Origin of the sequence: Dermacoccus sp. UBA1591 (genome assembly GCF_002322065.1) — a bacterium.
In the GTDB taxonomy this organism is placed as follows: Bacteria; Actinomycetota; Actinomycetes; order Actinomycetales; family Dermatophilaceae; genus Dermacoccus; species Dermacoccus nishinomiyaensis.
Genome location: NZ_DCNR01000054.1, coordinates 17402 through 27254, shown reverse-complemented (window position 1 = coordinate 27254; position 9853 = coordinate 17402). Strand labels below are relative to the sequence as shown.

Sequence of the window (9853 nt, the reverse complement as noted above, 5' to 3'; positions counted from 1 at the left end):
GCTCGAGCGGCGACGTGAGGAGAGGCAGAGTGCAATGGGCGAGATGACTGGCACAAGGCCTCAGGAGGGCGCGGCAACCCGCGGCCGAGAAGCGCGCTTCGGGCCGGAATCGGCGTCGTCAGCGTCGTCGCGGCGATCGTCGGCCACTTCTTGATGCTCGCCGCCCGGTCATGACGATGAGGGCCGTGCTGACCTGCGCCGAACCCGACGGTGCGTGCGTTCGACGCCCGGACCCCTTTGTGTGCAAATGCACCCGGATGCATTTGCACACAAAGGGGATGAGGACGCACCGTTCGCCCCACAGCCACGCCACAGGCGCGCACGAGGTGTCGCCTGGGTGTGACGCGCATCGTCGAGGCATGAACCTCGCCCCGCGCTCACGCTTCACCGACCTCGCCGTCGCCTGGGTCGCCGCCGTCGCCGCGATGTTGGCGCTGGGCACCGTCGTCGGGCAGCTGATCGGCGACGTATGGCCCGCGTCGGCCTGGGGGTCGCTCGCCTCGTCGACGCTGCTCCTCGCGCCCGTCGCACTCGCCATCGGTCTCGCCGGATGCTGGTGGCTGACGCGCCGTCGCGCCGCCGTCGAACCGCTCGAGGTGCTCGGCATCGGGCTTGTCGCGCTGCCCCTCATGCTCGCCGGGTGCTGCATCGTCACGTCCTGACGCATCGCGTCGGCTCACCGGTGTCGTGTAGACCTGGGGCATGACGATCGACGCGCGCGAGGAGGCGGCATGAGGGTTCTGCTCGTCGAGGACGAGAAGCACCTCGCCGACGCTGTCGCGAGCGGTCTGGGGCGTGAGGGATTCGTCGTCGACGTCGCCGGTGACGGCATCACCGGCCAGTGGCTCGGCGCGCAGAACCCGTACGACGTCATCGTCCTCGACATCATGCTGCCCGGCCGCAACGGTTACGACGTGCTCGCCGGGCTGCGCCGCGACGGGGTGTGGGCGCCCGTGCTCATGCTGACGGCGAAGGACGGCGACCTCGATCAGGTCGACGCGTTCGACCTCGGCGCCGACGATTACCTGACGAAGCCGTTCAGCTTTCCCGTGCTCGTGGCGCGGCTTCGGGCGCTCGCGCGACGCGGTGCGCCGGAGCGGCCGACGGTGCTCGACGTCGGCGGGCTGACGATCGACCCGGCGCGCCACGTCGTCATGCGTGGTGACGTCGAGATCTCTTTGACGGCAAAGGAATTCGCGCTGCTGCTCTACCTCGCGCGACGTGGCGGAGAGCCCGCGTCGAAACCTGAGATCCTCGACAACGTGTGGGGCGCCGACTTCGAGGGCAACGACAACGTCGTCGAGGTGTACGTCGGGTATCTGCGTCGCAAGATCGACGCGCCGTTCGGCACCGCCAGCCTCGAGACGGTGCGGGGTCACGGCTACAGGTTGGTTGAGGCGGCGGAGTGACGCTCGCCGAGCGGTGGGCGCCGCAGGGGTGACGCTGAGGCGAGGGGTGGACGCGGCGGGCCGCATCAGGTCGGGGGGCGTATGAGGCTCAGCCCATCGGCAACCGGAGTGTGAAGCGGCACCATCCGTCGGGTGATTCTTCGGCGACGAGTGTCCCGCCGTGGGCCTGAACGATGGCCCGCGCGATGGCGAGCCCGAGGCCGCTGCCGCCGGCGTCGCGGCTGCGGGCGTCATCGAGGCGGACGAAGCGGCCGAAGATCGCCTCACGATCGCCGGCGTCGAGGACGCTTCCGTCATTGTCGACGGTGAGAACGGCCGTTCCGCGTGCGTCGCGAGGGCGCTCGTTCACTCGGCCCGCCCCGTCCCTGTCCGTGGCCGGCTCGCGGCTGCCGGCATCCTCCACCCGCGTCGTGACGCGCACGGCACTCGTCGCGTGACGCAGTGCGTTGTCGACGAGGTTGCGCACGACCTGCGCGAGACGCTCGCCGTCAGCGACGACGCGTACGGGCGCGAGGTCGGCGCTTACCACGACCGGCTCGCCGTCACGGGTCGGGGAAGCGCTGCGGGCGCGCAGCACCTCGGTGTGGGCGACGTCGTCGAGATCGACGTCTCGAAGGGTGAGCGCAAGGGCGTCGTCGTCGGCGCGCGCGAGGGCGAGCAGCGACTCGACGATGCCTTGCAGCCGCAGCGTCTCGGCGTGGATGACGCGCGTCGATTCGGACGGTTCAGGGTCGGTCTCGGTGAGGATGCGGATCGTCGCTAGGGGGCTACGTAGCTCGTGGGAGGCGTCGGAGATGAACGCGCGCTGGCTCGCGTCGGCGGCGTCAAGACGGTCGAGCATCGCGTTCATCGTGATGGCGAGCCGCTCGATCTCGTCGCCCGTCGCGGGCACCGTCACACGTTCGGGACGGTGGGAGGAGCGGATGCGTTCGACGTCGAGACGGATACGTTCGACGGGGGCGAGCGCGCGCCCGACGACACGGTGGATGCCCCAGCCGGTGACGACGAGCAGGCATCCCGCCGTCAGGGCGAGCAGGACGATCGTCGTGTCGACGATCGTGTCCTCGTGGTCGATCGGCGCGGCCGCCACGACCCAGCGCTCGGCGCCGGATCGCGTGTGCGCGGCGAGCGTCACGACGACGTAGTGGTCGCGGTCGCCATCGAGGGTGATCTCCGTGCGACGCGTGCTCTCGGCGGGGCGGGCGAGGGGCGTCGAGGCGTGGGAATCATTGGTCGCGAGCAGCGCGCCCGAGGCGTCGAGCACCTGCACGACCTGGGTGTGGACGCCCGCGGCACGCAACGCTGCGGAGGCGTCATCCGTCGTGCTGAGTTCTTTCGCGACCTGCTGCGCCTCCGTTGTCGCGCTGTCGCCGGCGCTCGAGGTGAGGATCTGCCTCAGCCCGAACGTGAACGCCGCGAGCGCGATGGCGAGTGCGACGAGGGCCGCGACGACGAACGTCGCGACGACCCGCACGCGCAAGCCCCGTACGCGGCGAGGGAGGTGATAATGCACCCCCTCACCGTATGCGGGGCCTGTGGGTGGGGTGGTCATCGATTCGTCCTCGACGTGCGGCAGTGGTGTCGGCCGGTCGACGGCCGGGGCGTCGGTGGGTCGTTGCTCGTATGTCGCTGCCTGGGCCGGGGGTCGTCCGGTGTGGCCCCGGTCGTGAGTGGGATGCTCGCTGGAATGTCGATGCCCGCACCCCGCATTTTCCGGGGCCGCAGGGCGTCGGCGCAGTCGTCAGTGGTCCAACCGGCGTGCGACGAGCGGCGCGAGTGCTGCGCCGACGAGCGCGAATCCGGTGACGAAGACGAGGGAGGCGGTGACGTCGCCGAGGAAGTGAGCGCCGAGGTAGAGGCGCGACGCCGCGACGATGAGCGCGAACGGGATGCCGATAGCGAGGACGAGGCGCGTGGATCGACCGAGCGAGCGAGCCGCGAAGAACGCCCCCGCGACGATGGCTGCGGCGAGCGCGGTGTGGCCGGACGGGAAGCTGTCGCGCGCCGTCTCGTGCACGAGGGCGTGCACCTGATCGGCCGGCGGGCGCGCGCGTGTGAAGACGAGCTTCAGCGACGACGTCGCGAGCCACAGGCCGGCCGTGCTCAGCGCGAAGATGACGGCTGCTCGACGGTGGCGCACGAAGAGCAGCGCCGCGACGATGGCGACGAGCAGCGGGCCGACGATGGGGCCGATGACGACGTCGATGCCGTGCGCGAGGCTGACCAGCGGGCTGAGGCGGTCGTGCGAGAGAGCCGTGTCGAGGCCGAGCTCGCCCGTCGCCGCAGCACCTTCGTGGGTGACGACGGCGCCGAGGCCGAGCCCGCCGGCGACGAGCGTTGCGCCGGCTGCGCCGGCCTTGGCGGTGAGGTGGTGTGCAGCGGGCTCGGCTGCGGGGGCGCGGCGGGCGCCGGTGGTCGGCGAGCGACGGGGGCGGGTGGCGACGACGGACGACATGAATGGCCTCTCTCGGCGCGCGAGCATCCACCGGGTGCTCGCCTGGGTGGTGAATGGTTAGACCTCAGCACCGGGTGGCTGAGAAAGAGCTAAGAGAGTGGGTTAGGGCGGGCCTCGGCCATGTGCAGGACCGGGTCTGCCGTTCGAGGAGCGGGGGCGCGCATCAGCCGAGGAGCGAGGTTTCGCTCCTCGGCTGTCTCACGCCTGCTCCTGCGAGGTCAGCGGGCTTCGGCGAACTCGACGATGCGGCGCGCGATCGGGTCGTACTTGCGCAGCACGAGACGGTCGGGCGTCGTGCGGCGGTTCTTGCGCGTCGTGTAGCTGTAGCCCGTGCCCGCGGTGGAGCGCAGGGTGATCTTCGGGCGGTTCGTCGTGCGGGTCATGGTCTTCTCCTTCGTTCGACGGTGGGTTGAACGTCGATGAAGTGAGAATCATTCCCATACAGGCGGGCGTGGCGATGGGGTACGTGGCAATCGCACGAGATGGCGACTGACTCACGAGTAGGCGGACAACTACGTGCCTACGTGTGAGTTACCCGCCATCCTGTGGAAGTTGGCTGCGGTTGCCGGCACACCCCTGGACAGAGCGAAGCGAGGGAGCACCGCTCGTGTGACAAGCTTGCACGAGCTCGTCGATGCGGGCCCGGACGAGGGAGCCGTACCCGGCAGCGCGACAAGACGGCCATCAGGAGTGGTCAGTGATGGCGTGGTTCGTGCTCGTGGTGTCCGGTGCGATGGAGGCCGTCTGGGCGACGGCGCTCGACAAGTCGGGCGGGTTGAGTCGCCTCGGCCCGAGTGTTGTCTTCGCCCTCGGGTGCGCCTTGAGCATGGGTGGTCTGGCCTACGCGATGAAGACCCTCCCTGTCGGAACCGCCTACGCCGTATGGGTTGGCATCGGAGCCGTGCTCACCATCGCCTACGCGATGATGACGGGCGCCGAGTCCGTCTCGATCGTCAAGATCTGCCTCCTGCTCGGCATCATCGGGTGCGTGATCGGACTCAAGCTCGTTCACTGACACGGGCGTGCGTCTGAGCGCTGGCGGGCGTCGTCAAGATGGCGAGTAACTCACGAGTGGGCGGGAAGTTGCGCGCCAACGTGTGAGTTGCCCGCCATCCTGCGCGAGCACCGGGGATGCGACGCGCTCGTGACCATCACAACTGCCTCCATCGGGGGCGGCGTCGCAATGGCCGTTGAATGTGGACAAGAATCGCAGATGGGTGCACGCCAGTGCGAAGACGAGGCCCCGGCTACGCCATGAGTGCCCCACCGGCGTCCCGCCGAGGGCTCAGCCCTCGAACAAGCGCGCGACATCGGCGCCGCTGACCTCGTCGAACGAGGCCTGCGACCACATCGGCTGGCGATCCTTGTCGACGAGTTGCGCGCGCACACCTTCGACGAAGTCGCCGTGTTCGATGAGGCCGCGCGCGAGCACCATGTCCTGAGCGAGCACCTCGTGCACCGAGTCCATGCCCGCCGCGCGCCGCATCGCCTCGACCGTCGCGGCGACAGACAACGGTGAACGCTGCGTCAGCAGGCCGGCCGCCTCACGTGCGGCCTCGACGTCGGACGTACGCAGCGTCTCGAGCACCTCGGACGGCGCGCGCAGATGCTCGCCGGAGCCGAAGGCCTCGTCGATCCAAGCCCGCTGCGCACCGAGAGGTGCATTGCCAGCGGCATCGAAAGACGCGAGCCGCGCAACGGCTGCGTCAGCGTCAGCACCCTCGGCGAGACGCTCGAGAACCGTTGCCCACGAGTCGGATTCGATGACGACGTCACTCAGCCCGACGTAGCAGGCGTCGGCGCCACCAACCGTCGTGCCTGTCAGTGCGAGGTAGGCGCCCGTGCCGCCCGGCGCGCGCGAGAGAAGGTAGAGCGCGCCCACGTCGGGGAAGAATCCGATGATCGTCTCGGGCATCGCGACCTTCGTGCGCTCCGTCGCGACGCGCAGCCCGGCGAACGCCGAGATGCCGACGCCGCCACCCATGACGATGCCGTCCTGATGGCTGACGATGAGCTTCGGGTAGTCGGCGATGAGCGCGTTCATGCGGTACTCGTCGCGGAAGAACTCGAACGCGCGCTCGCCGTCGCCGTCGACGAACGCTTCACGGACGCTGCGCACGTCACCGCCCGCGCACAGGCCGCGCTCGCCGGCGCCCTCGATCGTGATGGCGGTGACGGAGTCGTCGTCGCGCCACTGCTCCAGCGCGGCGCTCACGGCGTTCACCATGTCGGTCGTGAGCGCGTTGATGGCCTTGGGCCGGTTCAGCAGGATGCGCGCGAGTGAACCGCGACGGGCGACGAGGACGTCCGGCGTCGCGGTCTCGGTGAAATCGTCGGTCGTCGTGTCGGGCATGCGCGCCTCCTCGGGCGGGTGCGGCCAGTGCGGCTGGTGATCCCGGTCACCATAACCTCCACGCCCGACAACCCCGCCATTCCGCGGAAAGGGAGGGAGCGCCGAGCGTGTTGGCACGTACGAGACGCGCCCCCACCCGTCGGAATCGCCAGATCGCCGACCGTTGCCGGCCGACGCGAGAGGCGCGCGCCGCGGACTGCGCGCCTGCGACGAACCGCGAGGAGCGGTGGCCCGCCCGCGAGGTGCGTTCACGAATGAGAGCCACGCGCCGAGACCGTAGCGTCTGTGGTGCGGACGAGTGGCGCCTCATTAACCCGCTATTCATGCGCGGGGGGTAGGGATGTAGTGGTGAGTTCGTCGAAGTCTCGTCTTGCCGTTCCGCGCCCGACCAAGGCGCTCGTTGCCGGTTATCGCGCGGCTCGCCCAGCCGTCGCGCCGCTCGATCTGCCGACGCTGTCCGGTGAGCGCCCGCAGGTGGTGGCGCATCGCGGGGCGTCGCACCACGAGCCGGAGCACACGCTCGAGGCGTACGAACGCGCCATCCGCGTCGGTGCCGACGCGCTCGAGTGTGACGTCCGGCTGACCGCTGACGGCCATCTCGTCTGCGTGCACGATCGCACGGCGAAGCGGACGTCGAACGGGCGTGGCGCGATCTCGAACCTGGAGCTTGCAAAGCTCGAGGGCCTCGATTGGGGGTCGTGGAAGGCGCGTCTCGAATCTGACGACACCGACGACGACTGGGAGATCGCCGACCGCAGCGGCTCACGCCTGCTCACGTTCAAGGAGTTGCTGCGCACGACGCTCGACGCCGGGCGCCGCGTCGACCTCGCCGTCGAGACGAAGCATCCGTCGAAGCACACCGGACGCGTCGAGAAAGAACTGGCGCGCGCGCTCGCCGAATTCGGCCTCGACACGCCGGACCCGTCGCGTTGCAACGTCCGCGTCATGTCGTTCTCGCTGCCCGCCGTCTCCCGCATGACGACGTTGGCGCCGCAGGTGCCGCTCGCGTGGCTCATGGAGGGTGTTGTGCCGCAGCGCATCCGCGGCGGCCAACTGCCGCCCGGCATCTCAATCGCGGCGATGAGCGTCGGCATGCTGCGCCGCAACCCGGGCCTCGTCGCCGAACAGCACGCACGCGGACACGAGGTGCACGTGTGGACGGTCGACGACCCCGACGACATCCAACGCTGCCTGCGCAACGGTGTCGACGCCATCATCACCAACAAGCCCAAGAAGGCGCTCAAAGCTCGAGAGGCGTTCTGGGGCTGAGGGCAGGCGACACGGAGGGAGCCGCAGCCCTGCTGTATCGGGGCGCGTGGGGGTGCGACGCGGTCAGACGTGCTGACGTGGCACATCACCGCGGCTGCGGCATCCAGACCTCCGACTCGGAGTCGTCGGGGCAGTAGTGGCCGTTGGGAATCGTCTGCAGCTCGATGAGCATGCCCCACGGCGCCTTGACGTAGACGCTGCCGTTGCCCGGCGAATCCTCGTACCAGCTGTTGCCGTGCACCTCCGACAGCGCGATGCCCCCGGCGTCGACGAGGCGCTGTAGCGAGCCGTCGATGTCGTCGCAGTAGAAGCTGATGTGATTGAGTCCGAAGTCGGCGAGTCCCGCCGCGGCGCGTTGCTCGCCACTGATCTCGAAGACCTCGAGGCCCGGGCCCTCGCCGATGACGAACATGTGCTGCTTGTGGATCGCGGCGCCCCGCGGCAGCCCGAGCTGCCGCTCGACCTCGTCGCCGCTGCGTGGCTCGTCGTCGGTGCTCAACCCGTCGTAGGCCACCTTCGCGCCGAGACCGTCGACGAAGAAACGCGTGGCGGCCTCGAGATCGGGCACGGTGACGCCGATGTGCTGGATGCCGCGGGGCAGGGGGTGTGATGTGGGTGCGCTGGTGTCGTGGTCGCTCATGTCGTCGACCGTAGGCCCGAGCCGCGCATCCTGCACGCTTCTGTCCAGCTCGGCGGTCATGAAATCGAGCGAAATGGGCGGATACGAGCGGCAGAGCGCTCGAAGTCACCCATTTCGCTCGGATTCGTCGCGGCGCACCCGTGGGGCCGCGCACCCAACCCCACGCCCGTTGCGATGTGTGGCAAGGTTGAACGAACGCTGAACACCACCCCGCCCCGCGAGGTCCGACCGCACGAGGTAGCCACGACATGTCGAGCGACGCCCGCGTCCGCACTGTCCGCCTGGACTGGACGCTCGAATCCGTGCCCAGCATCCGCCGCACCATTGTCGACGACCTCTCCGACGGCGAGATCAGCGACGAAGTCATCGGCGAATGCGAGATCGTCGTCAGCGAACTCGTCACCAACGCCATCCGCCACGCCAAGCCCCTGCCCGACGGCAGCATCCGCGTGCACTGGAAGGTGCGCGCCCCGCGCGTCGAGATCGAAGTGACCGACGGCGGCGGCGACGACATCCCCATGCCCAAACCCAAGAGTGAATGGGTCAACTCTGGCCGCGGCCTGCGCATCGTCCGCTCCCTCGCCCACGAATGGGGCGTCAGCGACGAACGCAACGGCCGCACGGTGTGGGCCAGTTTGGGCGGCCCGTCGCGCAGGCGCGCCTGACCTCGCAAGCTCGGGCAGGCCGCCTCCGCGCCGGCCCGCCCAAACATTTCTCTGCGCGTCTTGCGGCGCATCGGCCTCGCACGCTCGGCAGATGCACTCGCTGCGACACGCGTGCGGCCCGTCGCGCAGGCGCGCCTGACCTCGCAAGCTCGGGCAGGCCGCCTCCGCGGCCGCCCGCCCAAACATTTCTCTGCGCGTCTTGCGGCGCATCGGCCTCGCACGCTCGGCAGAGGCGCCCGCTGCGACACGCGTGTGGCCCCAGCCGACGCGGCGCGCGCCTGACGACGTTCCACTACCGCAGCGAGATGACGCATCGCGCCGCCGCGGGCACGCGACATCACTAGACTCATCGACCATGGGTAAGGCTTCACGCCGCAAGGGCAAAGAGAACAAGCGTCCGCTCGATCCGTCGCAGATGCCGGCGCCGTTCGTCGCGCGTCCATTCGAGGGCCTCGCAGGTGAGACGGACTGGGTGGCGATGCGTGAGATCGTCCCGTCGGCGACGGCAAAGGTCACCTTCGAGGTCGACGGGCAGGAGCACGAGGCGGTCATCGCGACGATCCTGCCGATGGCGTGGCCCGGCCTGCGTCGCGAGGACGGCGACATGATGGTGGCGCTGCAGACGGGCGGTGGATCCGGCGACGCGAGCCGCGACCTCGCCGCGCAGCTCATCGCTGTCACGCAGCTCGAGAACGGCCAGCCGCTGCCCGCACCGCCGCGCGTCAGCGCCGCGACGCCGCGTTTGCAGGACATCATCACGAGCACGACGTTCGAACCGACCGTCCACGAGACGTTCGACTTCTGGATCCCCGAAGAGCACGAGATCGGCGAAGAGGCCTCCGTCTCGATGGAGGACGCCAACGAGTCGATCGCTCCGACCGCGCCGATCGACGGCGTCGACTCCGCCTACTGGTGCCTCATCGGCGATCGCGCCTTCATCCGCTGGGTGCTGCCGCACGACGAGAACAAGGCCACCGACGCGCTCGCCCGCCTGTCCGCATCCGGCAAGGCGCGCATGCCGGAGAACGACGACGAAGGCCGCCTCCTCGGCGCGTTCCGTGC

General features: G+C 69.6%; 11 protein-coding genes and 1 riboswitch. Of the genes, 6 read left to right on the top strand and 5 right to left on the bottom strand.

Annotation, left to right across the window (positions count from 1 at the left end):
• Positions 1-359: 359 nt before the first annotated feature.
• Together B2284_RS05770 and B2284_RS05765 are read left to right on the top strand one after the other, a co-directional pair.
• The gene (locus B2284_RS05770) at positions 360-662 is read left to right on the top strand and encodes a hypothetical protein (RefSeq protein WP_006947131.1); all 303 of its coding nucleotides are present in this window, start codon (positions 360-362) and stop codon (positions 660-662) included.
• A 69-nt stretch (positions 663-731) separates the two neighbouring features.
• Entirely contained in the window at positions 732-1409 is a 678-nt protein-coding gene (locus B2284_RS05765) for a response regulator transcription factor (RefSeq protein ID WP_006946951.1), read from the top strand.
• Between the two features lie 88 nt (positions 1410-1497).
• Here the strand turns inward: B2284_RS05765 and B2284_RS05760 are convergent, their stop codons facing one another.
• The 3 genes from B2284_RS05760 to rpmG all read right to left on the bottom strand — a co-directional run bounded on the left by B2284_RS05760 (position 1498) and on the right by rpmG (position 4247).
• A complete protein-coding gene (locus tag B2284_RS05760) occupies positions 1498-2961 on the bottom strand; it encodes a sensor histidine kinase (RefSeq protein WP_286697289.1) in 1464 nt (487 codons plus the stop codon).
• A 189-nt stretch (positions 2962-3150) separates the two neighbouring features.
• Positions 3151-3864, bottom strand: a complete 714-nt coding sequence (locus B2284_RS05755; RefSeq protein ID WP_006947151.1) for a phosphatase PAP2 family protein — start codon at positions 3862-3864, stop codon at positions 3151-3153.
• 218 nt (positions 3865-4082) lie between these two features.
• Positions 4083-4247, bottom strand: a complete 165-nt coding sequence (rpmG, locus tag B2284_RS05750; RefSeq protein WP_006946918.1) for a 50S ribosomal protein L33 — start codon at positions 4245-4247, stop codon at positions 4083-4085.
• A gap of 238 nt (positions 4248-4485) precedes the next feature.
• A riboswitch (guanidine-III (ykkC-III) riboswitch) is annotated at positions 4486-4550 on the top strand.
• 14 nt (positions 4551-4564) lie between these two features.
• On the opposite strand from rpmG, the gene B2284_RS05745 reads away from it, so the two are divergent.
• A complete protein-coding gene (locus B2284_RS05745) occupies positions 4565-4879 on the top strand; it encodes a DMT family transporter (protein ID WP_040015052.1) in 315 nt (104 codons plus the stop codon).
• Positions 4880-5149: 270 nt separating this feature from the next.
• Here B2284_RS05745 and B2284_RS05740 read toward each other — a convergent pair whose 3' ends face one another.
• The gene (locus B2284_RS05740; RefSeq protein ID WP_062258489.1) at positions 5150-6217 is read right to left on the bottom strand and encodes an enoyl-CoA hydratase/isomerase family protein; all 1068 of its coding nucleotides are present in this window, start codon (positions 6215-6217) and stop codon (positions 5150-5152) included.
• Positions 6218-6565: 348 nt separating this feature from the next.
• On the opposite strand from B2284_RS05740, the gene B2284_RS05735 reads away from it, so the two are divergent.
• Positions 6566-7486, top strand: coding sequence for a glycerophosphodiester phosphodiesterase (locus B2284_RS05735; RefSeq protein ID WP_231729585.1), 921 nt, complete (start codon positions 6566-6568; stop codon positions 7484-7486).
• Between the two features lie 85 nt (positions 7487-7571).
• On the opposite strand, the gene B2284_RS05730 is transcribed toward B2284_RS05735, so the two are convergent.
• A complete protein-coding gene (locus B2284_RS05730) occupies positions 7572-8126 on the bottom strand; it encodes a VOC family protein (RefSeq protein ID WP_040015051.1) in 555 nt (184 codons plus the stop codon).
• Positions 8127-8374: 248 nt separating this feature from the next.
• Between B2284_RS05730 and B2284_RS05725 the strand changes: the two genes are divergently transcribed.
• Positions 8375-8791 (top strand): ATP-binding protein, encoded by a 417-nt coding sequence (locus tag B2284_RS05725; protein ID WP_006947063.1) that lies wholly within the window; start codon positions 8375-8377, stop codon positions 8789-8791.
• Positions 8792-9146: 355 nt separating this feature from the next.
• Positions 9147-9853 (top strand): DUF5926 family protein (locus B2284_RS05720; protein WP_286697288.1); only part of this gene is annotated, 707 nt, incomplete at its 3' end.

Coding starts and splice junctions, on each gene's coding strand:
- B2284_RS05755 (WP_006947151.1), bottom strand. CDS start 3,864: ATGTCGTCCGTCGTCGCCACCCGCCCCCGTCGCTCGCCGACCACCGGC.
- B2284_RS05730 (WP_040015051.1), bottom strand. CDS start 8,126: ATGAGCGACCACGACACCAGCGCACCCACATCACACCCCCTGCCCCGC.
- rpmG (WP_006946918.1), bottom strand. CDS start 4,247: ATGACCCGCACGACGAACCGCCCGAAGATCACCCTGCGCTCCACCGCG.
- B2284_RS05760 (WP_286697289.1), bottom strand. CDS start 2,961: ATGACCACCCCACCCACAGGCCCCGCATACGGTGAGGGGGTGCATTAT.
- B2284_RS05725 (WP_006947063.1), top strand. CDS start 8,375: ATGTCGAGCGACGCCCGCGTCCGCACTGTCCGCCTGGACTGGACGCTC.
- B2284_RS05745 (WP_040015052.1), top strand. CDS start 4,565: ATGGCGTGGTTCGTGCTCGTGGTGTCCGGTGCGATGGAGGCCGTCTGG.
- B2284_RS05765 (WP_006946951.1), top strand. CDS start 732: ATGAGGGTTCTGCTCGTCGAGGACGAGAAGCACCTCGCCGACGCTGTC.
- B2284_RS05740 (WP_062258489.1), bottom strand. CDS start 6,217: ATGCCCGACACGACGACCGACGATTTCACCGAGACCGCGACGCCGGAC.
- B2284_RS05770 (WP_006947131.1), top strand. CDS start 360: ATGAACCTCGCCCCGCGCTCACGCTTCACCGACCTCGCCGTCGCCTGG.